19 protein-coding genes and 2 tRNA genes are annotated in these 26312 nt (G+C 71.1%); 13 read left to right on the forward strand and 8 right to left on the reverse strand.

Going from position 1 to position 26312, the window contains the following annotated elements; translation table 11 throughout:
* Positions 1–45: 45 nt before the first annotated feature.
* Positions 46–480 carry a hypothetical protein gene (locus tag KIK06_RS02555; protein ID WP_268641756.1) on the reverse strand — a complete coding sequence of 145 codons (435 nt, stop codon included), beginning with the start codon at positions 478–480 and terminating at the stop codon, positions 46–48.
* A gap of 941 nt (positions 481–1421) precedes the next feature.
* Positions 1422–2009 carry a TetR family transcriptional regulator gene (locus KIK06_RS02560; RefSeq protein ID WP_268641757.1) on the reverse strand — a complete coding sequence of 196 codons (588 nt, stop codon included), beginning with the start codon at positions 2007–2009 and terminating at the stop codon, positions 1422–1424.
* 198 nt (positions 2010–2207) lie between these two features.
* Between KIK06_RS02560 and KIK06_RS02565 the strand changes: the two genes are divergently transcribed.
* A complete protein-coding gene (locus KIK06_RS02565; protein ID WP_268641759.1) occupies positions 2208–3347 on the forward strand; it encodes an MFS transporter in 1140 nt (379 codons plus the stop codon).
* Between the two features lie 76 nt (positions 3348–3423).
* Here the strand turns inward: KIK06_RS02565 and trhA are convergent, their stop codons facing one another.
* Positions 3424–4140, reverse strand: a complete 717-nt coding sequence (trhA, locus tag KIK06_RS02570; protein WP_086003023.1) for a PAQR family membrane homeostasis protein TrhA — start codon at positions 4138–4140, stop codon at positions 3424–3426.
* A 466-nt stretch (positions 4141–4606) separates the two neighbouring features.
* On the opposite strand from trhA, the gene ppdK reads away from it, so the two are divergent.
* From ppdK to KIK06_RS02590, 4 genes are all read left to right on the forward strand, one after another.
* Positions 4607–7303 carry a pyruvate, phosphate dikinase gene (ppdK, locus tag KIK06_RS02575; RefSeq protein ID WP_017599608.1) on the forward strand — a complete coding sequence of 899 codons (2697 nt, stop codon included), beginning with the start codon at positions 4607–4609 and terminating at the stop codon, positions 7301–7303.
* 326 nt (positions 7304–7629) lie between these two features.
* Positions 7630–8841, forward strand: a complete 1212-nt coding sequence (locus KIK06_RS02580; protein ID WP_268641760.1) for a YdcF family protein — start codon at positions 7630–7632, stop codon at positions 8839–8841.
* Between the two features lie 52 nt (positions 8842–8893).
* Entirely contained in the window at positions 8894–10147 is a 1254-nt protein-coding gene (locus KIK06_RS02585) for a deoxyguanosinetriphosphate triphosphohydrolase (protein WP_026127786.1), read from the forward strand.
* 163 nt (positions 10148–10310) lie between these two features.
* Positions 10311–11363 (forward strand): LacI family DNA-binding transcriptional regulator, encoded by a 1053-nt coding sequence (locus KIK06_RS02590; RefSeq protein WP_268641761.1) that lies wholly within the window; start codon positions 10311–10313, stop codon positions 11361–11363.
* Here the strand turns inward: KIK06_RS02590 and KIK06_RS02595 are convergent.
* A complete protein-coding gene (locus tag KIK06_RS02595; RefSeq protein ID WP_017599612.1) occupies positions 11354–12937 on the reverse strand; it encodes a vWA domain-containing protein in 1584 nt (527 codons plus the stop codon). The genes KIK06_RS02590 and KIK06_RS02595 overlap by 10 nt on opposite strands.
* Entirely contained in the window at positions 12934–14088 is a 1155-nt protein-coding gene (locus KIK06_RS02600) for a hypothetical protein (protein ID WP_268641762.1), read from the reverse strand. The genes KIK06_RS02595 and KIK06_RS02600 overlap by 4 nt, the downstream gene beginning before the upstream one ends.
* 224 nt (positions 14089–14312) lie before the next feature.
* On the opposite strand from KIK06_RS02600, the gene dnaG reads away from it, so the two are divergent.
* From dnaG to KIK06_RS02620, 4 genes are all read left to right on the forward strand, one after another.
* The gene (gene dnaG / locus KIK06_RS02605; protein WP_268641764.1) at positions 14313–16199 is read left to right on the forward strand and encodes a DNA primase; all 1887 of its coding nucleotides are present in this window, start codon (positions 14313–14315) and stop codon (positions 16197–16199) included.
* Between the two features lie 113 nt (positions 16200–16312).
* Positions 16313–17389 carry an RNA polymerase sigma factor RpoD gene (gene rpoD / locus KIK06_RS02610; RefSeq protein ID WP_268641766.1) on the forward strand — a complete coding sequence of 359 codons (1077 nt, stop codon included), beginning with the start codon at positions 16313–16315 and terminating at the stop codon, positions 17387–17389.
* A gap of 139 nt (positions 17390–17528) precedes the next feature.
* A complete protein-coding gene (locus KIK06_RS02615; protein ID WP_442789733.1) occupies positions 17529–18848 on the forward strand; it encodes a glycoside hydrolase family 18 protein in 1320 nt (439 codons plus the stop codon).
* Positions 18849–18935: 87 nt separating this feature from the next.
* On the forward strand, positions 18936–21878 hold the full coding sequence (locus tag KIK06_RS02620; protein ID WP_268641767.1) for an FAD-binding and (Fe-S)-binding domain-containing protein: 2943 nt from the start codon (positions 18936–18938) through the stop codon (positions 21876–21878).
* Between the two features lie 135 nt (positions 21879–22013).
* Here KIK06_RS02620 and KIK06_RS02625 read toward each other — a convergent pair whose 3' ends face one another.
* Both KIK06_RS02625 and KIK06_RS02630 read right to left on the reverse strand, forming a co-directional pair.
* Positions 22014–22532 (reverse strand): hypothetical protein, encoded by a 519-nt coding sequence (locus tag KIK06_RS02625; protein ID WP_268641768.1) that lies wholly within the window; start codon positions 22530–22532, stop codon positions 22014–22016.
* A complete protein-coding gene (locus KIK06_RS02630; RefSeq protein WP_017599621.1) occupies positions 22532–22870 on the reverse strand; it encodes a hypothetical protein in 339 nt (112 codons plus the stop codon). The genes KIK06_RS02625 and KIK06_RS02630 overlap by 1 nt, the downstream gene beginning before the upstream one ends.
* Before the next feature lie 164 nt (positions 22871–23034).
* On the opposite strand from KIK06_RS02630, the gene KIK06_RS02635 reads away from it, so the two are divergent.
* Both KIK06_RS02635 and KIK06_RS02640 read left to right on the forward strand, forming a co-directional pair.
* Positions 23035–23107, forward strand: a tRNA-Asn gene (locus tag KIK06_RS02635).
* 344 nt (positions 23108–23451) lie between these two features.
* Positions 23452–23524: transfer RNA gene (locus KIK06_RS02640), tRNA-Asn, on the forward strand.
* A gap of 119 nt (positions 23525–23643) precedes the next feature.
* On the opposite strand, the gene KIK06_RS02645 is transcribed toward KIK06_RS02640, so the two are convergent.
* Entirely contained in the window at positions 23644–24531 is an 888-nt protein-coding gene (locus KIK06_RS02645; RefSeq protein ID WP_017599622.1) for an SAM-dependent methyltransferase, read from the reverse strand.
* Between the two features lie 586 nt (positions 24532–25117).
* Here KIK06_RS02645 and KIK06_RS02650 point away from each other — a divergent pair.
* Positions 25118–25825 carry a RibD family protein gene (locus KIK06_RS02650; protein WP_268641769.1) on the forward strand — a complete coding sequence of 236 codons (708 nt, stop codon included), beginning with the start codon at positions 25118–25120 and terminating at the stop codon, positions 25823–25825.
* A complete protein-coding gene (locus KIK06_RS02655; protein WP_268641770.1) occupies positions 25822–26292 on the forward strand; it encodes a deaminase in 471 nt (156 codons plus the stop codon). Before KIK06_RS02650 ends, KIK06_RS02655 begins: the two co-directional genes overlap by 4 nt.
* The last annotated feature ends 20 nt before the right edge of the window (positions 26293–26312 follow it).

Consider the following 26312-nt stretch of genomic DNA (forward strand, 5'->3'; position numbering starts at 1 on the left):
TTTTCAGGCCACCGAGTCGGCTTGCTCCAATCGATCGTCCCGCCATCATTCCTTTTCGCGCTTTTTGGCTGATCCGTAGCTTTCCCTGCTCAGCGCTTCCCGCTCCTCATGGCTGATTTCCGGCCGGTCTTCTTCCTCGATCTCCACCTGGACGTTTTTGAATGCCTCATCCTTGGCCGAAGACGCCATGTTGGACGTCGATTCGGGGTTTTCGCTGTCCGCGCGCTGCTTGGCGGCTGCTGTCTGGGTGTTCTTGAAGAGGGGGGCGATGAAGCTGTTCATGATGTTGATCGCCTCAGGCGACGTCTCGCGTATGATCTTAGGATCGCGCTCGACTTCAGGGATTCCGTCGAAGAGCTCCGGGTCGACCCCTTCTCGTTCGGGTCGAGCTCCGGGAATTTTTTCATATACATTCCGGGCGGACCCTTCGGCGGACCTGGCTTCACTTTCTCCGTTGTCGAAGATGTTCTTGAACGTCATGGGCTTTCCTCCGCGTGTTCTTGCCTTGACCGGGCCCTTCGCATGCGAGGAGTTCGGCGCCTCGGCGAGGTGTTGATACGGCTCCGGTCATGCTGCCCCCTTCGAGTCGGCGGTGGCCAGAGCGAGGGGCGTCCCGTCAAGGATTTCGGGTTGCCTTTAATTGCCGCAAAACCTAACAAAGTGCGAGAGGAGGAAAATTCGTAAAACTGATTCTTTCGGAGTTATGCGAACAATGATCCTCTTGTGTGCTTTGTCCAACTATCAACAGGAAGGTATGCGTATCGGGGTGGTGGACTTCCGGGGTCGGTGCGGTTCAGATCGGGGTGCAGGAGATGAGGGGGATTGCCGTTGCCTCTGTTTCAAGTGATGTCCGAACGGTCGGTGCGTCAGAGGACATCGGCTGCGGCCGAACCCCTCGGTGCGGCGTTCCACTGCAGATCCCGAAGAAACGGAAATTCCTGGTTCTGGAATGCACAAAAAGTCCGACTCAGGGGTTCAGGCTCCAGGGCTCGCACGAGACGGGGCCAGGGATCCTTGCTCTCCGTCGTTGATTCAGGGAGTGGGCGATGCCGGAGTCCGGGTGGGGACCGGCTCACCGAGCACTGCGCGGCGCACCCCGCGTTCATGTGTCGGCGCGAACCAGAGCCGTTGGGGTGATCGGCCTCATCCGGTTACGGCCCCGCGTGCGCCTCCTCGGGCCGGTCCGCGGCGGATCGTGGAGGACGCGAAGAGGCCGCGGGTGGTCTACCCCCGGCCTTTCCTCCGCTGGCGGGGAGGGCGTCGACGCGAGTCCGCATCGTCTGACGGGACCCGTTCCGGTCGGATCAGGCCATCGGAATTGCCGCGCGCGTCCCCGAGCGACGAGTCCGCCGACGCGTTCGCCGACCTCGTGGACGGTTGCGTGCGGCAGGGCGCGGCGCCGTCCCGGTGAGGAACCGGTGTCAGGGGCTGCGGGCCAGGCGTCGGGCCGCCTCCACCACCGCGGCGCGGCGCCTGGCGTGCTCCTGCTCGGTGGGAGGTCCGGCCAGCATGCGCGCCACCTGCGGGACCGCCGACCACCACCCGGCGAGGGAGAGGACGAGGAAGGTGAGGTGGTCGGCGTCGATCGACCGCGTGACCGCGCCGTGCTCCTGGCCGTCCGACATGGCCGCCGACTTGTATCCGTAGTACCGGCGGCGCAGCTCCTCGTCGGGGACCTCGCCGTCGAAGGCGAGCCCCTCCCAACGCAGCAGTCTGGTCAGCTCGGGCCGCTCGCGGTGGTAGTCGTACACCCGTCCCGCGTAGTCGCCGACGTCCTCCGTGGCGAAGGACTCGACGGGTACGGCCCGGGCGACCTTCGCGAGCTCGTCGCGCAGGACGGTGGAGAACAGGCTTCGCTTGCCGCCGAAGTAGTTGTACACCCGCTCCTTGTTCACCCCGGCGGCCCCGGCGATGCGTTCGATGGTCGTGCCGTCGGGGCCGAACCTCGCGAACTCGCTGACGGCCGCCTCCCTGATCCTGCGCTTCGTGCCCTCGGTGTCCCAGGCCAATACGTCTCCTCGGTGCCCGACCAACTTCCAACGCAAGCGTTGCTATGGGCGGTTCATGCTACTACGCTCGTTTCCAACGTTTGCGTTGGAAAGAGGTTCCCCTTGTCTTCTCGTCCGCTCACACCCCCCTCGCCCGACCACGGGCGGACGGCTTCCACCCGGGGGCGGGGCTCCGCCCACCCGGCGGGCGGAGCCGCCGTGGCGTTACTCGTCCTCACGGCCCTGATCGTGCTGACGCAGCTGTACGCCGCGATCCCGCTCTTCGCCCCGGTGGGCGCGGAGCTCGGCGGTGACGTCACGTTCGCCCTCGCGACCTGCTTCAGCCTCTGCTACGCGGCGGGCTTCCTGATCTGGGGGCCCGTCTCCGACCAGGTCGGCCGGAGGAAGCTCATGGTTCCCGGGCTCCTCGCCCTGTCCCTGGCGACCCTCGCCTGCGCCTTCGCGACGTCGGTCGTGTGGCTGGCCGCGCTCCGGGGGCTCCAGGGGCTGGCGGCGGCCAGCTTCACACCGGTGGCCCTGGCCTACCTGGCCGAGGCGACACCCCCCGAACGGCGGCACTCCGCGATCGGGGCGATGTCCACCGCCTTCCTCGTAGCGGGCATCTTCGGTCAGGTGCTGGCCTCGTACGTGTCACTCTGGTTCGGCTGGCCCTGGGTGTTCGTGGTCTGCGCGACGGTTCTGGCCGGTTCGTGCCTGACGGCCGCCCTCACCCTCTCCGAGGCCCCCCGCGGAGGTGTCTCGGGCCACCTCGGACACCGCTTCGCGGCTCTGGGCCGGGTCGCGGTGAAGCCGTCCGTCCTGGCGCTGTGCTGCTCCCACGTCACCCTTCTGCTGACCTTCGTGGGTATGTACACCGCCCTCGGCCCTCACGTGGGCGAGCTCGGACTCGACCCCTCGGACGTCATCCTGATCCGCCTGGTCGGACTGCCCGGGATGTTCGCCGCGTTGACCGTGGGCCCGCTGGCGCGGCGCTGGGGTCTGAACGCCGTCGCCCGAACCGGGTTCCTGGTCGCGGCCCTCGGTCTGGCGGGGGAGGCGGTCCTGGCCCAGTCCCTCGTCGGGGTCTGCGCGGCGAGCCTGGTCTTCGTCGTCGGTATCGCCGTGGCCGTTCCGGCGATGATCACGCTCTTCGGCGAGGCGGCGGCGCCGGACCGGGCCGGCGGCATGGCCCTCAACGGTTTCGTCCTCTTCGTCGGGGCGAGCGTCGGCCCCCTGGCCGCCTCGCTCACGAGTGACTTCGCGCTCCTCCTGGCCGGGTTCGCCACCCTGCTCGGCGTGTCCGCGGTTCTCCTCCTGGCGTCGGACCGCCTCGCCGCGAAGGAGGGGGACGCCGGGTGAGGCGGGGCGGTCGCCGGTCGGCCCGAGGTGTGGACGACGAACGGCACGCGCCGTCGTGGTGCCCGTTCCGGGGGATTCAGCCGGCCGTGTAGACGACGAACGACACCGCGATGTACTGGCAGACGAAGGCCGCGATGGTCAGCGAGTGGAAGATCTCGTGGAAGCCGAACCAGCGCGGCGCCGGGTCGGGCCACTTGAGGCCGTACACGACCGCGCCGACGCTGTAGAGCACACCGCCCACGAGGATGAGGATCCACGTCGCCGGGTGCGTCCCGCTGATCAGTTCGGGGATGAACAGTACGGCGACCCAGCCGATCGCCAGGTACAGAGCCGTGGACAGCCAGCGCGGCGCGCCCAGCCAGAGCAGCTTGAATCCCACTCCCGCGATCGCGCCGCCCCAGATCAGCGCCAGCATCGCCGCGCGCAGGCCGCCCTCCAGGACCAGGACCACGAACGGCGTGTAGGTGCCGGCGATGATCAGGTAGATGTTCGAGTGGTCCATGCGCCGCAGCACCTGCTGGGCGCGCGGTGACCACCGGCCGACGTGGTAGATGGCCGAGGTGCTGAACAGCATCACCGAGCTGAGCGCGTAGACGGCGCTGGCCGCCCTGGCGGGCCAGGTGGGGGCGAGGCAGACCAGTACGATTCCGGCCGCCAGCGCCAGGGGAGCCGTACCCAGGTGCAGCCACCCGCGCAGCCGGGGCTTGACCGCCTCCAGTAGCTCACCGGCGGCCGTGGCCGCCCGTTCGGGGACGGACGCCTCCTCGGGCGCGGCGTTGTCCTCCCCCGTCACGGCCCCGGTCTCCCGCGCCTGCTCGTCCGACACCGCCGTGCACCTTCCTTCTCGCGTCCTGCCCTGTGGGGCGATGACCGAAGCCTAACCTACGGACGCGTAGGTTACTTGCCGGTAGAGATGTGTCGAGTCGCACAGTATCCCCGAGGGGGCGGGTCTGGGTGGAATTGGTCGTGTACCCTTCCGCGCCTCGTTCGGGTCGGTTCAAGGACTCCGGTTTGCGCACGTGGCTGCTGTGACCAGCGGTATCACGGGACGCTCGACTCCTTCCCTCGTATCCTGGAGGCAGGGATCCGTGTACCCGGGCTGAACCATTGGTATAGACCTCTCTAATGCTTTTGACCTGCTAAAACTACGAAAAACGGTGGTTCATGGAGGGGGAAGGTCGCAGAGTGTGGAAGAGTCACGCCCACGCAGCAAGGGTCGGCTCGCGACGGAGCCGTCGACATGACGAGGGAGCACCCCCGTGGCCAAGTACGTCTACAAGTTCACCGAGGGCAACAAGGACCTGAAGGATCTCCTCGGCGGTAAGGGGGCCAACCTCGCCGAGATGACCAACCTCGGGCTGCCGGTGCCCCCGGGCTTCACCATCACCACGGGGGCGTGCCGCCACTACCTCGACAACGGCGAGGTGCCCGCCGGTCTGGACGCGGAGATCGAGGCCAACCTCAAGGAACTGGAGAAGGCCATGGGCCGCAGGCTCGGCCAGCCCGACGATCCGCTCCTCGTGAGCGTACGTTCGGGCGCCAGATTCTCCATGCCCGGCATGATGGAGACCGTCCTCAACATCGGCCTCAACGACGAGTCGGTCGTGGGCCTGGCCAACCAGGGCGGCGACGAGCGCTTCGCCTGGGACTCCTACCGCCGCCTGGTCCAGATGTTCGGCAAGACCGTCCAGGGCATCGACGGCGAACTGTTCGAGGACGCCATCGACGAGGCCAAGGCCGCCAAGGGCATCACGGACGACCTCGACCTGGACGCCGACGACTTCCGCGCGCTCGTCGAGCGGTTCAAGGCCATCGTCCAGGAGCAGACCGGCAGCCCCTTCCCCACCGACCCGCGCGAGCAGATGGCCCAGGCCGTCAAGGCGGTCTTCGACTCCTGGAACGCGCCCCGCGCCGTCCTCTACCGCCGCCAGGAGCGCATCCCCGCCGACCTGGGGACGGCCGTCAACATCTGCTCCATGGTCTTCGGCAACCTCGGCATGGACTCCGGAACCGGCGTCGCCTTCACCCGCGACCCCGCCACCGGCCAGTCCGGTGTCTACGGCGACTACCTCCAGAACGCCCAGGGTGAGGACGTCGTGGCCGGCATCCGCAACACCGTGCCGCTCGCCGACCTGGAGAAGATCGACGCCCGCAGCTACCAGGAGCTGATGGGCATCATGGAGACCCTGGAGAACCACTACAGGGACCTGTGCGACATCGAGTTCACCATCGAGCGCGGCAAGCTCTGGATGCTCCAGACCCGCGTCGGCAAGCGCACCGCCGCCGCCGCGTTCCGCATCGCCGACCAGCTCGTCGACCAGGGCATGATCACCCTTGACGAGGCCGTCCAGCGCGTCACCGGAGACCAGCTCGCCCAGCTGATGTTCCCGCGCTTCGACGAGAGGGCCACGGTCTCCGACGACGTCCACCGCATCGGCCGCGGCATGAACGCCTCACCCGGCGCGGCGGTCGGCAAGGCGGTCTTCGACTCCTACACCGCCGTCAAGTGGTCGCGCAGCGGTGAGAAGGTCATCCTCTGCCGCCGCGAGACCAACCCCGACGACCTCGAGGGCATGATCGCCGCCGAGGGCATCCTCACCAGCCGCGGCGGCAAGACCTCGCACGCCGCCGTCGTCGCCCGGGGTATGGGCAAGACGTGCGTGTGCGGTGCCGAGGAGCTCGACATCGACACCAAGAACCGGCGCATGACCGCGCCCGGCGGCGAGGTGGTCGAGGAGGGCGACGTCATCTCCATCGACGGCACCAGCGGCCAGGTCTACCTGGGTGAGGTCCCCGTCGTGGACTCGCCCGTGGTGCGCTACTTCGAGGGCGAGATCGACCCCGCCTCGGACCAGGCCGACGACCTCGTCCGCGCCGTCGACCGCCTCATGCACTACGTCGACGCCGCCCGCCGCATGTACGTGCGGGCCAATGCCGACACCCCCGAGGACGCCGCCCGCGCCCGCCGTATGGGCGCGCAGGGCATCGGACTGTGCCGCACCGAGCACATGTTCCTCGGCGACCGTCGCCAGCTGGTGGAACGGCTCATCCTCGCCGACACGCCCGAGGAGCAGCAGGAGGCCCTCGACACCCTGCTCCCGCTCCAGCGGGAGGACTTCACCGGCATCCTCGGCGCCATGGACGGCCTGCCGGTGACCGTGCGCCTGCTCGACCCGCCGCTGCACGAGTTCCTGCCCGACATCACCGAGCTGTCGGTACGGGTGGCCGTGGCCGAGTCGCGCGGCGAGAGCCACGAGAACGACCTGCGGCTCCTCCAGGCCGTCCACAAGCTGCACGAGCAGAACCCGATGCTGGGCCTGCGCGGCGTGCGGCTGGGACTGGTCGTGCCGGGGCTGTTCACCATGCAGGTGCGCGCCATCGCCCAGGCCGCCGTGGACCGTGTCCGCGAGGGCGGCCGTCCCCGCCCGGAGATCATGATTCCGCTGGTGGGCACGGTGCAGGAGCTGGAGATCATCAAGGAGGACGCCCAGCGCGTGCTGCGCGAGGTGGGAGAGGAGAACGGCGTGGAGCTCGACTTCCCGGTCGGCACCATGATCGAGCTGCCGCGCGCCGCGCTGACCGCCGGTCAGATCGCGGAGAACGCCGAGTTCTTCTCCTTCGGCACCAACGACCTCACCCAGACCGTGTGGGGCTTCTCCCGCGACGACGTGGAGGCGTCCTTCTTCTCCGCCTACCTGGAGAAGGGCGTGTTCGGGGTGTCGCCGTTCGAGTCCCTGGACGTGGACGGCGTCGGCCGCCTGATCCGCATCGCGGTGGAGGAGGGGCGTGCCGCGCGTCCCGGGATCAAGCTGGGTGTGTGCGGTGAGCACGGCGGTGACCCGGCCTCGGTCCACTTCTTCCACGACGCGGGGCTGGACTACGTGTCCTGCTCGCCGTTCCGTGTGCCCGTCGCCCGCCTGGAGGCGGGCCGGGCCGCGGGGCGCACCGCGAACTGAGTCGGCCGGGGCGGGCGCGGCTCCTCCTCGCCGCGTCCGCCCCGCCGTGTGAGACGGGCGCTGTCCTGTGCGTACGCCTTAGACTCGTCCCGGACCCCGACGGTCGAGCCGATGAGATGTGACCTTATCGTGATATATTCTTGACCATTGGTGCGTCCGTCGTTCCCCGCTATCCTCTCCCGCGCGCGGCGTTCCCGCGTGCGACCACTTCCGTTTCGGTTGCCCGGATCGGCCCCACGGGTTCGAAGAGGTACGAACCAGCGGAGGTCGGTGGACGTCCCAGGGGGTGCATGGTCCCCCAGGCAGTGATGTGCGGAGGTGAGCCGGTGCGAACGGCGAGTGACGGGCGCGGCGACGACCCGGGGGAGAACCCGGCCTCCGCGTCTCCAACCGACGACGAGAGCACACGTGTGTTCACGCGTGAACAGGTAGGGGAACCCCTGCTCGAGACCACCCGCGCCTTCGTCCGCGAACCCGGGGACGCGGGGGCGCCGGCTCCGGACCAGGCGGCGACCCGGGCCTTCACCCGTGACCAGGGGGACACCGCCGACGTCTCGGGCACCGCGGCCACCCGGGCCTTCACCCGGCCCGGAGCCGCCACGGGGGACGCCCCGACCGACCCGGTCGAACCGACCGGCTCGACCGATCCGTCCGACCACGGTCCCGGGAGCGGGTTCACCCGCCGTTTCGTGCGTGAACGTCCGGGCGCGCGCGGTGTGCCCGCCACGGGCGGCCGCGCGCCCGTCACCGACCCCTACGTGCCCGTCGAACCGGACGGCCCCCGAACCCCGACGGACGGCAACCCCGGACGCGGCACGCCGATCGACGACCCCACCGATCCCCGTGGTGACGGCCCGGGCGACGGCCGCGGTCCTCGTCGGGGACGCTCACGCCCGGCCCCGCCCCGCCGCCGCAAGCGCCGCCGCCTCCGTGTCCGCTGGCTGATCGCTCTCGTGCTGCTCGCACTCCTGGCGCTGCCCCCCGGGACCTGGGCGTGGGTGTGGTACACGGCCCGACAGGATGACCGTGCGGCCACCGACGCCATCATCGTCCTCGGCGCCAGCCAGTACAACGGCGTGCCCTCGGAGATCTTCGAGGCCCGCCTGAGGCACGCCCAGAGCCTCTACCAGAGCGGAGTCGCCCCCGTCATCGTCACGGTCGGCGGCAAGCAGCCCGCCGACAACTACACCGAGGCCGCCTCGGGGCGGAACTGGCTGGTCGAGGTCGGCGTACCCGCGGAACAGGTCATCGCGGTGGAGGAGGGCCGGGACACCCTGCAGAGCATCCGGGCCGTCTCCGAGGTCTTCGAGGACAACGGCTGGGAGACGGCGACCCTCGTCTCCGACCCCTGGCACAGTCTGCGTTCCCAGCGCATGGCGCACGACCACGGCATCGAGGCGGGCACCTCCCCGGCACGGTCGGGGCCGGCGGTCATCGAGCGCCGCACCCAGCTCTGGTACATCACCAGGGAGACCATGTCGCTCTGGTACTACTGGATCTTCAGCGACAGCAGCGACATCCGCGTCGACGCGGCCTGAACAGGGTCGATGTCATGTTTCGTCCCCTCCGCTGAGTAGAGTCGTGAAGACGATGACGAACCGAGCGGGATCAGAGGGCGGTGTCCCCGGCTACACGCCGACGGACACCGCGCGGATGGCGGGCGAGTCCCGCAAGAACCGCGCCAGAGGCCCCTTCGAACGTGACCGGGCCCGAGTGCTGCACAGCTCCGCGCTGCGCCGACTGGCCGCCAAGACCCAGGTCGTCCAGCCCGGGGTGAGCGACTTCCCGCGCACCCGGCTGACGCACTCCCTGGAGTGCGCCCAGATCGGCCGTGAACTGGGGCAGGCCCTGGGCTGCGACCCCGACCTGGTCGAGGCCGCGTGCCTGTCCCACGACCTGGGACATCCGCCCTTCGGCCACAACGGCGAACGCGCGCTGGACGAGGCCGCGGCCGCCTGCGGCGGCTTCGAGGGCAACGCCCAGAGCCTGCGGCTGCTCGTCCGCCTGGAGGGCAAGGTGATCGCCCCGGACGGCCGCAGCAACGGACTCAACCTCACCCGCGCCACCCTCGACGCCACCGTCAAGTACCCGTGGCGCAGGGGCGAGGGCGGCGACACCCACAAGTTCAACTGCTACCCCGACGACACCGAAGTCTTCTCCTGGCTGCGCGAGGGCGCTCCCGCTGGCCGCACCTGCTTCGAGGCGCAGGTCATGGACTGGGCCGACGACGTCGCCTATTCCGTGCACGACGTCGAGGACGCCCTGCACGCCGGGCTGGTGAGCATGGCCGCACTGCGCGCCCCCGTCGAACGCGCCGAGGTGTGCCGGATCGCCGCCGACCGCTACTGTGACGCCGACACCGCCGAACTCGACCACGTTCTCACCGACCTGCTCGCCGAACCGATGTGGCCCGGCGAGTTCACCGGCGACCTCGCCTCCCTCGCCGCACTCAAGAACCTCACCAGCGAACTCATCGGCCGCTTCTGTCATGCCGCCGAGCGCGCCACCCGGGCCGCCCACGGCCCCGGGCGGCTCACCCGCTACCGCGCCGACCTCGTCCTGCCCCGCCGGGCCCTCCTGGAGTGCGCACTGCTGAAGGCGGTCGCCGCTCACTTCGTCATGTCCCGGGAGGAGGCGCTGGCCTACCAGGCCGAGGAACGGCGAACGATCACGGAGCTGGTCGCCGCGCTGCGCGAGGGCGCGCCCGGGGGATTGGACCCGCAGTTCCGCGCCGCGTTCGAGGCCGCGCGCGACGACTCCGCCGCGCTGCGCGTCGTCGTCGACCAGGTCGCCTCGCTCACCGACACCTCGGCCACCGCCCTGCACGCCCGCCTGGTCGGCTGAGACCGGGCGGTCCACAGCGGGGGTCGACCGAGTCCGCCCACGTGGGCGGACGGCGGGGGAGGAAACGGAGAAACCGTCACGAAGGCTCCTTGACGCCTCAGATGTGAGCGCTAACAATGTTGCCCACGTCACTGCCGGAGAATCCGGTGAGGAGGACACCCCCATGTCCGAACGGGACGGACGCACCCCCGTCATGGCCGACGTCGCGCGGCTGGCAGGGGTCTCCCACCAGACCGTCTCCCGGGTGCTCAACGGGCACCCCAACGTACGGACGGAGACGGTGACCCGGGTTCGGGCGGCCATCGAGGAGCTGGGCTACCGGCGCAACCCCTCGGCCCGTGCCCTGGTGACCCGCAGGACCAACCTCCTCGGCGTCCTCACCTTCGACAGCACGCTCTTCGGGCCCGCCCGAACCCTGGCCGCCATCGAGAACGCCGCCCGCGAGGCCGGATACTTCGTGAGCGTCGTGAGCCTGGACGGTGTCACCCGCCAGGCGGTCATCGAGGCCACCGCCCGTCTCGCCGAGCAGTCGGTGGAGGGATGCGTCGCCCTCGCCCCGCAGCGGGCCGTGGTCGAGGCGCTCACCGACCTGTCCGGTCTCCGGCCGCTCGTCGCGGTCGAGGGCGGTGGGGGGTCGGGGCTGCCGGTGGTCCGCGTCGACCAGGAGGGCGGGGCGTACGCCGCCACCCGCCACCTGCTGGACCTGGGCCACCGGACCGTCCACCACATCGCCGGGAAGCGCGACTGGCTGGAGGGCGAGGCGAGGGTCGAGGGGTGGCGCCGGGCGCTGGCCGAGGCCGGGGCACCCGTTCCCGCACCGGCCCACGGCGACTGGAGCCCCCGGTCCGGATACGAACTGGGGCTGCGGCTGGCCGGGGAACGCGCCCGGGGAGCCGAGGTCACGGCGGCCTTCGTGGCCAACGACCAGATGTCGATCGGGGTGCTGCGGGCCTTCCACGAGAACGGGATCGAGGTTCCCGGCGACGTCAGCGTCGTCGGGTTCGACGACATCCCCGAGACCGAGTACCTCACGCCCGCGCTGACCACCGTCCGGCAGGACTTCACCCAGCTCGGCCGGAGCGCCGTCGAACTCCTCCTCGCCGCGCTCGCGGACGGGGGGACCGGGGACGCCGCCCCGGCGCGCGCCGTCGTCCCCGCGAGGCTGCGCGTCCGGGAGAGCACCGCCCCCGCATCGGGGGCGCCAGGTCACTGGTAGCCGCGAATCTCCCGGAAGACCTGTTCCAGGTCCTGCTCACGCCCGTCGAAGACCCGGCCGCCCGTCATCTCGGCCAGCTCCGCCATCTCCGTCTCATTGGACTCGCCGAACAGCACCGTGAACACCGGGGTGGCGGCCACCTCGCGCGGCATCCCGTCCAACGCGGTGCGCAGCTCGTCCAGGGTCGAGCCCCGGTTCACCTCCCCGTCGGTCATGAACACCACCGAGGTCAGGTGGTCGTCCCGGGGCGCGGCGTCCAGCAGTTCGTACGCCTCCCGGAGCGCGTCGTAGGCCGCCGTGTCCCCGTCCGCCTCCAGCGACCGCACCTCCTCGGCCAGGTCCGCCGCGGCCGACTCCGCGGTCCCCGGCTCCATCACGAACGTGCTCGGCTCTCCCGGCTCCGTGGAGAACGGCAGCAGCGTCACCTCCTCCCGCTCCTGGAAGGCCTGTGTCCGATGGGCGAGGGAACCGCCGTCCGCGCCGGTCAGCGCCTCCAACGACGACCTCAGGTCCTCGATCCGGTCACCCTCCATCGACGCGGACACGTCCAGCACGTACACCGTGCGCGCCGGCCGCCGCAGGGCGCCGACATAGTCCGCGACCAGCTCGTCGACCACCTCCAACTGGGCGGGGAAGGGCAGCTCCACCAGCGGTGGCACGTCCGCCGTGAGCGAGGCCCCCTGAGCGACCGGACGCCGCCAGGTGTCATCGGCGATGCGCTGCTGCGTCTCCTCCGACAGCAGGTCCCCGACCAGCCGCTCATAGGCGGACAGGGTCTCCTCCGACGGGTTCGCCAGTAGCGTCAGCGGGTAGTCCGCCGTCACCGTGCCGTCGGCCGGGTGCACGAGGGTGAGCGGCTCCTCCATCACCCCCGAGTCGTTGAGCGACAGCAGCACCGACTCGTAGTTGATCATCCCGTCGACCGGCCGCCCTTCGCGGACGCGCCGCTCGAAGTCCTGGGCCAGCCACCCCGAGGAGCCCGCGGTGACCTCCTGGCCCTCGAAGAACTCCGCCAACTCCGGACGGACGCGCTCCACGTCCTCGCCGCGCAGGGCGACGCCCGTGTCGGCCAGCGCCGAGGCGATCCCGATCAGCGCGGAGAAACCGGAATTGGAGGCGCCCGGATTGGTCATCCCGTAGGTCAGCTCCTCGTCCGCGACCGCCTCGGCCACGTCCGCCCAGGTCACATCGGTGCCGCTGGTCCACCCCAGGGTCTCGGCCCGGCCTTCGGCCACACCCAGGACCACGGGGGAGACCATGACCGGAGTCTCGGTGTGCACGGCGGTCCGGCCGCCCTCGTGCAGGTGCAGGTAGCGGTTGGAGGCGAACCACACCGCGTCGTAGTCCCCGGTGTCACCGGCGGCGACCCGGGTCAGCCCGTCGAGCGTGCCGCTGTAGTCGAGCTCCACCTCCACCCCGGTGCGCTCGGAGACCTCCTCCAGGAGCGGCTCCAGGTCGGCGACCTCACTCCCGGCCAGGATCCGCAGTGTGTCCCCGCCCAGTCCCTCGACGAGGGAGCAGGAGGAGGCCGTCAGGGCGACCGCGAGCGCGGCCGCGGGCAGTGCGCGCCTCATCCGCGGCCACCTCCGCCCCGGCCACCGGCCTCCTCGGGTACGGGCGGCCTCGCCCCGCTGGCCTCGTAGGTGTCCTCGATGCTGGTCAGCAGTGCCTCCAGTGCCTCGTAGGTCGGGGGGTGGACCACGTCGGTGACCTGGGTGCGGACCGGGAGGCCGTACTCCTCCACCAGGGTGCCGAACTGGGCGGTGTCGTCGGTGCGGAAGCCGTGTGCGGCGGCCAGCTCCTGGAGCTCGGGGTCCTCGGTGAGCAGCCGGCCGACCTCGTTGCCCGCGCCGGTGAGGGGGACCACGGCGTGCTCGGAGAACACGGTCGGCCCCGGGTAGAGCACGACCACGTCGTCGGACAGTTCGGGACCGTTCACCATCGCCTGCACGTACTGGGACTCGTACACCCACACCAGCGGCGTGTGCCCGGCGCCGAGGTCGCGGAACTGCTCGAAGGGCTGCTGCGAGGACTCCGGAGGCTGGCCCTGGGCGAGGAAGAGCCGGGAAATGGTCTCGGACACCCCCTCGTCGACGGGACCGGGAGCCAGGACCTCCTCGCCGTTGAGCAGGTAGGACAGCACCACGGCGTGCATGGCGGCGGAGTTGGACGTGCGCGGGTCGGTGGTGCGGACCAGTACCTCGTTGCGGTTACTGGAGCTCACCGAGTCCCCGGGCAGGTCGCGCCAGCGGGTCCGCTCCTCGGTCAGGTCCAGGTAGGCGGACATGTCGAAGGACCAGGTGCCGTCCTCCTCCCGGACGGCGACCCCGGCGCCCTCCAGAGCGTCCACCACCGGTTCGTATCCGAGCAGGACCATCGGAGTGCTGAACGGCAGGTACTCCGTCGAGACGCTGTTGAGCTCCTGGGCGCGTTCTGCCAGGTGGCGCGACCCGGGGGAGACGAAATCGGCACCGTCGGTCCGCTCGCCCAGCAGCCGGGAGCCCCGGGGGCGCACGGTGACGGCATACCCCAGGTCCTCGAACCGGTCCTGGACGCGCTCGTCCTCGAAGAACGCGACCTTCTCCGAGCCGACCACGCCCTCGACCGGTGTCGTCTCGCGGGTGAACACGACGAACCCGATCGCGACCAGGACCACGGCCACCGCGGCGGCGCCGACGACGATCCAGGTCGAGTGACGGCCGAACGGCGGGGGGAGACCGGGCACCGTTGTCGATCCTCCTCGGCTGGGGGTCTCCGACGCTGCCAGGCACGGTCGACGCCCCGGTGTCGCCCGGGTGGACGGAGGGGAAACGGGAGGGGCGCCGCACCGGAGGTGTCGGTTGGGGGTGTCCCGCCCTTTCGCGAAGTGACCGCTGAGCGGTGGCGGGTGACGGGTGGGCTTCGCGGACAGGGGACGGACGGTCCCTCAGGCGAACTACGCTGGCACCCGTGGCAGGACGGATCAAAGACGAAGACATCGCCCTGGTGCGCGAACGCACCCCCATCGCGGACGTGATCGGCGAGTACCTCCAGCTACGCAACGCCGGAGGCGGCTCGCTCAAGGGACTGTGCCCGTTCCACGACGAGAAGTCCCCCTCCTTCAACGTCACCCCCTCGAAGAACCTCTGGTACTGCTTCGGCTGCAACGAGGGCGGGGACGTCATCTCCTTCCTCCAGCGGATCGACAGCCTCAGCTTCGCCGAGGCGGTCGAGTCCCTCGCCCGCCAGTCGGGCATCACCCTGCGCTACGAGGAGGGCGGCCGCAGCACCAGGCGCGACGAGGGCAAGCGCCAGCGCCTGCTCGACGCCCACCGCGCCGCGGCCGAGTTCTACGCCGAACGGCTGCTGTCCCCCGAGGCGGCGACCGCACGCCGCTTCCTCACCGAACGCGGCTTCAACCGGACCCACGCCGAGCGCTTCGGCCTCGGCTTCGCCCCCGCCGGATGGGAGAACCTCACCGCCCACCTGCGCCGCAAGGGGTTCACCGACCAGGAGCTGATCAGCGGCGGCCTGGCCAGCCAGGGGCGGCGCGGAGCCTACGACCGCTTCCGCAACCGGCTGCTGTGGCCGGTGCGCGAGGTCACCGGCGAGGTCGTCGGCTTCGGCGCCCGCAAGCTCGACCCCTCCGAGGACGGCCCCAAGTACCTCAACTCGCCGGAGAGCCCCATCTTCCACAAGGGGCGGTTGCTGTACGGGCTCGACCTGGCCAAGCGTGACATCTCCCAGAAGGGCGAGGCGGTCATCGTCGAGGGCTACACCGACGTTATGGCCTGCCACGACGCCGGGGTGACCACCGCCGTGGCCACCTGCGGCACGTCCTTCGGCGAGGACCACGTCAAGATCCTGCGCCGCATGCTGCTGGGCCGGACCAACCAGGGCGGCCGGGTGGTCTTCACCTTCGACGGGGACAAGGCCGGGCAGAAGGCGGCCGTGCGCGCCTTCGCCGAGGAGCACGGGTTCACCTCCGAGACCTACGTCGCCGTGCAGTCCGACGGGCTCGACCCCTGCGACCTGCGGTTCCAGCACGGCCCTCAGGCGGTGGTCGACCTCGTCGACGGCGCCGTGCGGCTGTACGAGTTCATGATCCGCAACGTCATGGAGGGCTACGACCTCTCCTCTCCCGAGGGTCGGATGGCCGCCCTGGACGCGGCCGCCCCCATCGTGGCGAGCATCCGCGACGAGGGCGTGCGCCGCAACTACGGTGCGAGCCTGGACCGCTGGACCGGGATCATGGACGAGGCCCTCGTCCAGCGCCGGGTCGCCCAGCACATGCGCGGGTCCGCCGCGCGCGGGGGAGAGCGGCGGCCGCGAGCCGACGCCCGTCCGGTCCCGACCCCGGACGCAGGGGAGGCCCCCTACGACCTGCGCGATCCCTCGGTCCAGCGGGAACGCCAGGCCCTCAAGATCGCCGTGCAGTTCCCGGGTCTGGCCCGGGGGTTCGACGAGTTCACCGATGAGGACTTCACCGTCCCGCAGCACAGGGCGGTGCTCGCCCTCATCGCCCAGGGCGGTGGGGTGGCCGCCGCACATGATCCGCAGGGCTGGGTGAACGACCTGCGCGAGGCCGCGCCGAATGAGGCCCAGCGCGATTTCCTCACGCGCTTGGTGGTCGAACCCGTGGAGTTCTATGGAGAACTCGACGAGCATTACGCCACTCAAATGCTGGGCACAGTCAAGACTCATTCCATCAATCGGCGGGTGGCAAACCTCAAATCCGAGCTCGCTCGGCTCGAAGGTACTTCTCAAGTCGATGAGCAGCAGCGGGTATTCACCGAGCTTATGCGCCTTGAGCAGGAAAGACGTGCTCTTCGAGAGTATGGCCAGGGGGCAATGTAGCAGTGGGGTGACAATAATGGGTCTCCCCTTAAGGGTGCCCGGACCGGCACAATGTAGTGGTGGCTCCCACAGTTGTGACGCACGAAATGCCGTCGGTTCGACAAGTGGTCCGGATGCTTCCGGACGCGGCTCGGGGAACGGTCAGTCGCGGTGAGGTCGCCTCTGCCCTGGAACGGCTGGACGCGCCCCCCGAGTCCCTGGATGAGGCAGTGCGGCATCTGGCCCGCATCGGGGTCGAGGTCGCCGACGCGGAGGAGAGCGGTCCTCCGACCGACGGCGGCAGACGCTCCGGGGCGGACCTGGTCCGCCTCTACCTCGGCGAGATCGGTCGGGTGCCGCTGCTGACCGCCGAGGAGGAGGTCGACCTCGCCAAGGCGATCGAGGCGGGCCTGTACGCCCAGCGCCGCGAACCGGACGCGACGGTGTGCACGGCCGAGGAGCTCGACGCGCTGGTGGAGGAGGGGCGGCGTGCCAAACGGCGGCTGATCGAGTCCAACCTCCGACTCGTCGTGTCGATCGCCAAGCGCTACATGGGGCGGGGCCTGCTCTTCCTCGACCTCATCCAGGAGGGCAACCTGGGCCTGATCCGCGCGGTGGAGAAGTTCGACTACACCAAGGGCTTCAAGTTCTCCACCTACGCCACGTGGTGGATCCGCCAGGCCATCACCCGAGCCATCGCCGACCAGGCGCGCACGATCCGGATCCCCGTGCACATGGTGGAGACGATCAACAAGCTCCTACGCGTGCAGCACCGGCTCCACCAGCAGCTGGGCCGGGAACCGAGCACCGCCGAGATCTCCTCCGCCATGGGGTTCGGCGGCGAGCGGGTCCTGGAGATCCAGCGGATCGCCCGCGAACCGGTGTCGCTCCAGTCCCCGATCGGGGAGGAGGAGTCCGACTTCGGCGACTTCATCGAGGACTCCGACGCCGTCGTCCCGGCGGAGGCGGCCTCCTTCACCCTCCTCCAGGAACAGCTGCGCACCCTGCTGGGCGACCTGTCCGAACGGGAGCGGCGGATCATCCGGCTCCGCTTCGGCATGGCCGACGGCCATCCGCGCACGTTGGAGGAGGTCGGCCGCGAGTTCGGCGTGACCCGCGAGAGGATCCGCCAGATCGAGGCCAAGACGCTGACCAAGCTGCGCCACCCCTCCCGGGCGGGCACCCTGCGCGACTACCTCACGAGCGGCTGACCACCGGGCGATGGCACCGCGAACGTGTCAGCGGCGCCCCGGGTTCCCCGTTCGCGGCGCAACGGAGCGATCTGGCCTGATGTGGCCGTCCCGGCCGGAAGGCCCTGCGCTCGCGCCGTTCGGTGCCTAGGGTCGAAGGGTGCAGGTCAACCGAACCTCCCCGGCCCGCCCCCTCCACCGCCGTCCCGTGACCCTCCTGGCCGCGGCGCTCGCGGTCGGCTCCCTCGTCGCGACCGCCCTCGTCCTGATCGGCGGCCGTGAACCCGAACGCGTCGCCTACTTCGCGGGCTGGAACGTGGCCGCTCGCGACTTCACCGTCGCGGACGTGGCGGCCAACGGCGCACCGGAACACCTGACCCGCCTCATGTGGGCCTTCGGGGACATCGACGAAGACGGCCTGTGCCACATCCCCACCGGTCGCGAGGACCAGCCATGGGAGCTCTACCAGCGGCCGTACACCGCTGGGGAGAGCGTCGACGGCCGGGCCGACGATCCCGACCAGGAACTCGCCGGAGGCCTCCACCAGTTGCGGCTGCTGCGCGAGGAGCACCCCGACCTGGGGGCGAGCCTGTCCCTGGGCGGATGGAGCTGGTCGACGCACTTCTCCACGGCGGCCCGCACCCCCGAGTCGCGTGCGGCCTTCGTCGCCTCCTGCCTGGACCTGTGGATCCGCGGCGACCTGCCGGTGCGCGACGGCGGACCGCAGGGTGGCGAGGGCGCGGCGGCCGGGGTGTTCGACGGCATCGACCTCGACTGGGAGTGGCCGGGGGGAGGAGGCCGGCCCGGCAACACGGTCCACCCCGACGACGCCGCGAACTTCACCCCGCTGGTGGCGGAGTTTCGCCGCCAACTCGACGCGCTGTCCGAGGAGACCGGGCAGGAGTACACGCTCTCGGTGTCGCTGCCGGGCGGCGCCGAGCAGAGCGCCGCCTACGACGCCGAACTGTTCGAACTCGTCGACTTCGCCACGGTCCAGGGTTACGACTTCGCGGGGCCCTGGAGCGAGCGGACCGCCCACCACTCCAACCTCCACGCCCCGGGGAGCGATCCCGACGCCAACAGCGTCGACCGTGCCGTTCAGCGCTACCTGGACCTGGGCGCGCACCCCTCACGACTGGTCGTGGGCGTGCCCGCCTTCGGCCGCGGCTGGCAGGGCGTGGGACCGGAGGGCGCGGGGCGCGGCCAGGTGCCCGAGGCGCCCGCCGAGGACGCCTACGACGGTCCCACCATGGCCTTCGCGGACCTGGAGGAACGCGAGGGGCGGCGCTTCCTCGACGAGGAGGCGGGCGCGTACTGGATCTACGACGGCGACACCTGGTGGACCTACGACAACACCGACGTGATCACGCTCAAGGGCGAGTACGTGCGTGACCGGGGGTTGGGCGGGCTCATGATGTGGAACCTGGACATGGACCCGGACGGCACACTGGTCCGGGCCATGGACGAGTCCCTGGACTGAGCCGGGGCGAGGGGCCTCCCCAGAACCGGTGACGATCCGGGCGCGCCACGGTTGCCACGGCCGGACCCGGGCGGCCACGCTGAGGACATGGCCGACGCGCAGCTCACCTCCTCCCGCACCGCCCCCGCCGACCTCCGACACGACCTGGAACGACGGGTCCGGGGCACGGTCGCCTTCGACCCGGGAACGCTCGCCCTGTACACCTCCGACGCCTCCAACTACCGCCGTGTCCCGCTCGGCGTCGTCATCCCGGAGACCGTCGACGACTGTGTGGCCGCCGTCCGCACCTGCGCCGAGCACGGTGTGCCGGTCGTGCCGCGCGGCGGAGGCACGTCGATCGCGGGCAACGCCATCGGCACCGGCGTCGTCATCGACACCTCCCGCCACCTTCGCGCCATCGAGGACATCGACCCGGTGGCGCGCACCGCCACCGTGCAGCCCGGTGTCATCCTCGACGACCTGCGCCGGGCGACCGCCGAACACGGGCTCACCTTCGCACCAGATCCCTCCACGCACAGCCGCTGCACGATCGGCGGCATGGTCGGCAACAACGCCTGCGGCTCCCACTCCGTGGCCTGGGGCACCACCGCCGACAACATCGTCTCCCTCGACGTCCTGCTCTCCGACGGCACCCGCATGACCGTCGGTTCCCAGCACAGTGCGCAGGAGTGGGAGGAGCTGACCCGGCGCCCCGGACGCGAGGGGCGGATCTACGCCGAGCTCACCCGGATCGTCGAGGACCACCGCGCCGAACTGCGCACCGCCATGCCCGAGTTCCGGCGCCGCGTCTCCGGCTACGCCCTGGACCGGCTGCTCCCGGAGAAGGGTCGCGACGTCGCCGCCGCCCTCGTCGGCACCGAGGGCACGTGCGTGTTCGTGCTCGGCGCCACGGTGCGCCTGGTCGAGTCGCCGCCCGCCCGCGCCCTGGCCGTCCTGGGCTACCCGGACGCCGCCTCAGCCGCCGACGCCGTGCCCGACCTGATCGGCCACGCCCCGCTGACGGTCGAGGGCATCAACGACCGTATGGTCGCCGCCCTGGACCGCCAGGGTTCCCGCTCCCGCGTGCCACTGCCCGAGGGCGGCGCCTGGCTCCTGGTGGAGATCGCCGGAGGGGACCCGGCCGAGGCCGCCGGGGCGGCGGAGCGGATGCTCTCCGGGCTCAAGGGCGCCTCCCGCCCGAGGGACGCGGTCGTGGTCACCGACGCCGCCCACCAGAGGGCGCTGTGGCGGATCCGGGAGGAGGGGGCCGGACTCACCCAGCGCACCCCCGACGGGAACGACGCGTGGTCCGGCTGGGAGGACGCCGCCGTGCCGCCGGAGAACCTCGGCGGCTACCTGCGGGCCTTCGACGCCCTCATGGAACGGCACGGCCGCTTCGGTGTCGTCTACGGGCACTTCGGCGACGGCTGCCTGCACGTGCGCATCGACTTCGGCCTCACCCACGAGCGGGGGCGGCGGGAGTACCGGGCCTTCATGGAGGAGGCGGCCGACCTCGTCGTCGCGCACGGCGGCTCCCTGTCCGGCGAGCACGGCGACGGCCAGGCCCGCTCCGAACTCCTGGGCCGCATGTACCCCGAGTCGGTCATCCGGGCGTTCGGGGCCTTCAAGCGTGCGTGGGACCCCGACGGCCTGTTGAACCCGGGCATCATCGTCGACCCCCTCCCCCTGGACGCCGACATCCGGGTGGCCTCCGACCTCCGGCCCGAGCTGCCGCTGCTGTCGGAGGTCGCCCTGGCCTACACCGACGACGACGGCGACTTCGCCCGGACCCTGCGCCGGTGTTCCGGTGTGGGCAAGTGCCGCCGCCAGAGCGGCCCCGGCGTCATGTGCCCGAGCTACCAGGTCACCCAGGAGGAACGGCACTCCACCCGCGGGCGCGCCCACCTGCTGTTCGAGATGGCGAACGGCGAGGTCATCACCGACGGCTGGCGGTCGGAGGAGGTGCGCGAGAGCCTCGACCTGTGCCTGTCGTGCAAGGGCTGCCTGAGTGACTGCCCGGTCAACGTGGACATGGCCGCCTACAAGGCCGAGTTCCTCCACCAGCACTACAAGGGCCGTGTCCGACCCGCGGCCCACTACTCGATGGGCTGGCTGCCCGTCTGGGCCCGCCTGGCGGCCCTGGCACCGGCCGAGACCAACCGGGCGGCACGCCTGCCCGGGGTGTCGCGGCTGGCCAAACGGCTCGCCGGGGTGGCTGTCCAGAGGGAGCTGCCCGCCTTCGCCGCCACCACCTTCACCCGCGCGTTCCGGCGCCGCGCCGCCCGCGGGGAGGCCCGCACGACCGGACGCCGGGTCGTGCTGTGGCCGGACACCTTCGGCAACCACCTCAACCCGGGGGTGCTCGCGGCCGCCACACAGGTCCTGGAGGACGCGGGCTGGACGGTCGTGCTGCCCGAGGGGCAGGTGTGCTGCGGACTGACCTGGGTGTCCACGGGTCAGCTGGACGTCGCCCGCACGGTGATGCGCCGCGCCGTCCGTGCGCTGGCGCCGCTGGTCGCCCAGGGGCTGCCCGTCGTCGGTCTGGAGCCCAGTTGTACGGCGGCCCTGCGGCACGACCTGGTGGAGCTGCTGCCCGGACGGGAGAGCGAGCGCGTCGCCGAGGCCGTACACACCCTGGCGGGTTTCCTCAACACGTACGCGCCCGACTGGCGGCCGCCCCGGCTCTCGGCGAAGGCATTGGCACAGGTGCACTGCCACCAGCACGCCGTGATGGGTTTCGACGCCGAGCGCGATCTCATCGCCAGGGCGGGGATCGACGGGGAGGTCCTGGACTCGGGCTGCTGCGGGCTCGCGGGGGACTTCGGGTTCACCGAGGGGCACTACGAGGTGTCCACCGCCATCGGGGAGCGCGAACTGCTGCCTCGGGTGCGCGCGGCGGACGCGGACACCCTGGTGATGGCCGATGGTTACAGCTGCCGCACCCAGATCGGCCAGGGCACCGGACGCAGGGCGCTGCACCTGGCCGAGGTCCTCGCCCGGGGGATCGCCGCGAGGGGCGTACCGGGTCCTGCGGGACGAGGCAAGCCGTGAACGAGGAACGAGCGGCAGGCGCCGCCGGGGACGAAGGATCCCGGTTCTTCGCGCCCCGAGCCCAGGCCGGGCGCGCGAGGCCGCACGAGCACGCGACGCGTGACGTGCGAACTCGTGGGCCCGCATGAACAGAGCTCAGACGCCCATCTGGTCCCGGAGCGTGCCCAGGACGCGTGAGACGGCCTCCGACAGGGCCTGGTCCTTCGGGTCCAGGCCCTCGCTCAGGTGCACGCGCCAGTGCGCCTCGCTGCCTCCGGGCGGCCTGCGCGCCACCAGGCGGAAACCGGTGGCCGAGTCGCCGCGGGGGTAGGGGAAGAAGCGGTTGACCAGGATGGTGGCGGTGACGCGCTCAGCCACCGTCTCGGCCATCCGGCGATAGTCGACGGCGTCCTCGGCGGGCTCGGAGCGCAGCCGGACGGTGCGCCGCCCCTCGCCCTCCTCGTCGAAGGTCAGTGTGTCCGGTGTCCACCGCGCCTGGTCGATGTTCTGCCAGGGCACCGCGTGCCCGTCGGGCAGGTACAGGGCCAGCGTGGTGGCGACCAGGAGGGGTTCCTCGCCCCCGGCCGCGCGCACCGGGGTGCGGGCGAGCACGCGCTCGCCCCTCTCCAACCGGGCGCGGACCGATTCGGGAACCCCCTGGCGGAACAGGCCCACTAGCGGTCCTGAGGACTCTCGGACGAGCCGTTCGCGCTCGACGGTCCGCCCTCGGCCATGTGCCGCTCCCACTCGACCAGTTCCCTCTCCTCCGCCGTGGGGCGGGCGAGGAAGTCGCGCAGGGAGGTGACGGGAAGGGTGTCGACGGCCTTGTCGTAGACCGTGCGCCCGGCGTTGCTGACCTGCGCCCCGACGAGCCCGGCCACCTCCTGCACCACGGGGCTGTCGGCGACCTTCCGGGCGGTGCGGGTGAGCTGGTCGTAGCGGGCCCTGCCCGCCTTGGCGCCCAGGACGTAACCGATGGCGAGTCCGGCGGCGAAGGTGATCCGGTAGCGCATGGGCTCCCTCTCCAGGCCTTGGTGGCGTTCGGGACGGTTCGTGCCCTGACGTTACCGCGTCGTGGCCGTGGCCACACGGCCCGACACCGGTCACGAGCACTCCGAAAAGCGCGCTAGGCTAGTGGCTGTCGCCGCGGCCCCGTGAGGGAGCCGGGCGGGCGCGATCCCGCGTAGCTCAATCGGCAGAGCAGCCGGCTGTTAACCGGCAGGTTACTGGTTCGAGTCCAGTCGCGGGAGCCGAACAAGGGTCCTTCCCGGCGGGGAGGACCCTTCGTCGTGCCGCGGCGGTTCCAGAAGGTCACTTCTCCCCGATGACGTCGATCAGTTCGTCGACGATCCCGTGCCGCCCGAGCCCGATCTCCTCTCGACAGCGCTCCGGTGTGCCGTGGATCCTTCGCGGGGGCTCCCGACCACGGTGCGGGGTTCTTCGCCACGGACCGTCGCACGTGCGGGGTCGGGAGGTGGCCCGGATCGCCGAACCCGGGGGAGCCGAGGGCAAAGAATGTGTCACGAGCACCCCTCGGGAGGCGCTAGGCTAGTGGCTGTCGCCGCGGCCCCGTGAGGGAGCCGGGCGGGCGCGATCCCGCGTAGCTCAATCGGCAGAGCAGCCGGCTGTTAACCGGCAGGTTACTGGTTCGAGTCCAGTCGCGGGAGCCGAACAAGGGTCCTTCCCGGCGGGGAGGGCCCTTCGTCGTGCTTCCGGGTGCACGCTGACGCCCCTCACCCGCTGTCGGGCCGGAGGGCTCCAACGCGGGGGAGAGGGGGCGACGGGTTCAGATCCTGCCCATGCCGCCGATGATCAGTCGGCGGTTGCGGCGCGGCATCTGGTAGCAGCCGGGGACGGGCGGCGCGACGGGCAGCGTGTGCCAGCGCTGGATCTCCAGGACTCCGGGGCTGAGGATCTCCCAGCCGCCGAAGAGGGCCTCCACCTGGCCGTGGCCGCGCCACCAGCCGGAACCGAGGCTCTCGACGAAGACATCCTCCAGGCGGTCGGCGCGCAGCGCGTCCTTGGCGTACCGGCTCCGGTCGGGGCGGCAGTAGTGACTCAGGACGAGGTGGCTGCCGGGGGCGAGCGCCTCGCGCAGGGTCGCGATGTGCTCCGCCGGGTTCTCGTCGTCGGACACGTGCGGCACGACGCCGGTGAGGAGCAGCCCGACCGGTCGGTCGAGGTCGAGGAACCGGCGGGTCTCGGGGTCGCTCAGAACCCGTCCGGGTTCGGTGAGCCCTCCGTGCACGGCGGTGGTGGTGCGGCCGTCGCAGAGGAGGGCCCGGTGGTGGGTGAGCACCATGGGGTCGTCGGTGGCGTAGACGACGCGGGCCTCCGGAGCGCTCTCCCGGGCGATCTCGTGCGGGTCCCCCGGCGCGGGCAGCCCGGCCCCGAACTGGAGGAACTGCGTGATCCCCGCCTCCTCCGCCAGCTGCCGGACGGCCCGTTGGAGGAAGGCGCGCTCACCGAGCACGATCTCCTGGAAGCCGGGCGCGGCCTGGTCGGCGCGGGTGGCGAGCTCGCGGTCGCCCTCGAAGTGGTCCTTGCCCTTGAGGTGGAAGGAGCGTAGTCGCGCGATGCTGGGCTGGGCCAGATCGACGACGGGCGGCGGCTTGGCTCGGAGGTGTTTGTCCCCCGCCTGCCTCAGGAAAGGGGGGGAGGTGAATCGCGACATCGCCGTCCTCTTGTCGTGAGGTGGGGAAGTGTGCTCGACTCCTGGGATTGTATTCCTCACGGGCGGTGTTTGTTAACCGAGTCGAGGATACGGGTCGTAAAAAAACGCGCGCTCAGGGATGCCCTTGTCGCGTCCCGTGCCGTGGGTCGCTCCAATCCAGGACGACCAGGTCATATACCCCTAATGTCCATTTTGTGGGGAATCCGGAGGGGGTGGAGCGTGTGTCGCGTGGGGCCGTGCCGCCGGCCTCGCGGCCCTACGGGGTAACCGATCGCGCGCTCCCGCGGGTGTGTGGGTGGCGTGGCCGGGGGCACTTCCTCGAACACGCGTCGGAACGTGGATTGTCCACCTATGTCGCCAAAGGGCCACGGGCCGCATACGGAGCGGAGTAGAATAAGGTCGCCGCCAAAACGGTCGAATAATTCCCTGTGCACACTCGCGGCCTGCGCGAATCCACTCCGGCCGCCACGAAAGCGCAGGAAGGGCGAAGGCGCGGTCGCCGTCGAAAACCCTTCACCGCCCGCACCGTCATGTCACGCGGCCTGAGCGGCTCCGTTCGGCCGCGCCGCGCGGTTAGCCTGGGGGGATGGACCGTCCCCACACCATCCTGAGCTGCGCCGTGTCGGTCGACGGGCGCATCGACGACACCGGCCCCGAGCGGCTCCGGCTGTCCAATGAGGCGGACTTCGCCGAGATCGACGAACTGCGGGCCGAGTGCGACGCGATCCTCGTCGGCGCCGGCACCCTGCGGGCGGACGATCCACGACTCCTCGTGCGCTCCCCGGAACTGCGCGCACGCCGTCGCGCCCAGGGCCGCTCCGGGAATCTGCTCAAGGCCGTGGTCACCCGGAGCGGGGACGTCGATCCGGCGGCCCGCCTCTTCTCGACCGGGGACGCCGGCGCGGTCGTCTACACCGGAGGCGGCGGAGTTCCCCTGGCCCGCGAGCGCCTTGCCGCGCGCCCGACCGCCGAGCCCCCCGCCGAGGTCGTGGACGCCGGAGACCCGCCCACCGCGGAGGCGATCCTGGCCGACCTGGCCGCGCGCGGCGTCGAGCGCCTGCTCGTGGAGGGCGGCGGGCACATCCACACCCTCTTCCTCACCTCGGGCCTGGTGGACGAGCTCCGCCTGGCGGTCGCCCCCTTCTTCGTGGGAGAGGGGGACGCCCCGCGCTTCGTCCTGCCCGGGGCCTTCCCGCACGGGCCCGGGGCGCCCATGCGGCTGATCGAGACCCGCGCGCTCGGCGACGTCGCCGTCCTGCGTTACCGCCTGGGGGCCGCGGAGGAGAGCAGATGACCGTCGGACCGCCCCCGGCCGAGGGCGGCGCCGACGCGTACTGGCTGCGCCGCGCCGTCGACCTCTCCCGGAATTGCCCGCCCTCGACCACGGCCTTCTCCGTCGGCGCGGTCGTGGTGGCCGCCGACGGAACCGTCCTGGGCCAGGGTTACTCCCGCCGTGACTGCCCGCGAGACCACGCCGAGGAGGTGGCCCTCAGGGAGGTGGAGGCGGACGACCCCCGTCTGGGCGGGGCCACCCTCTACTCGTCGCTGGAACCGTGCAGCGCCCGTTCCTCCCGCCCCGTGCCCTGCGCGGAGCTGGTGCTGGGTACCCGGGTCCCGCGCGTGGTCTTCGCCTGGCGCGAGCCGGAGCTGTTCGTGGACTGCGACGGCGCCGAACGGCTGCGCCGCGCGGGCCGGGACGTCGTGGAACGCCCCGACCTGGTCGGGGGCGTACGCGAGGTCAACGCCCACCTGCTGGGATAGAGGCCGGAACGCCCGGGGCG

The organism is Nocardiopsis sp. EMB25 (assembly GCF_026797795.1).
GTDB classification, from domain to species: Bacteria; Actinomycetota; Actinomycetes; order Streptosporangiales; family Streptosporangiaceae; genus Nocardiopsis; species Nocardiopsis lucentensis.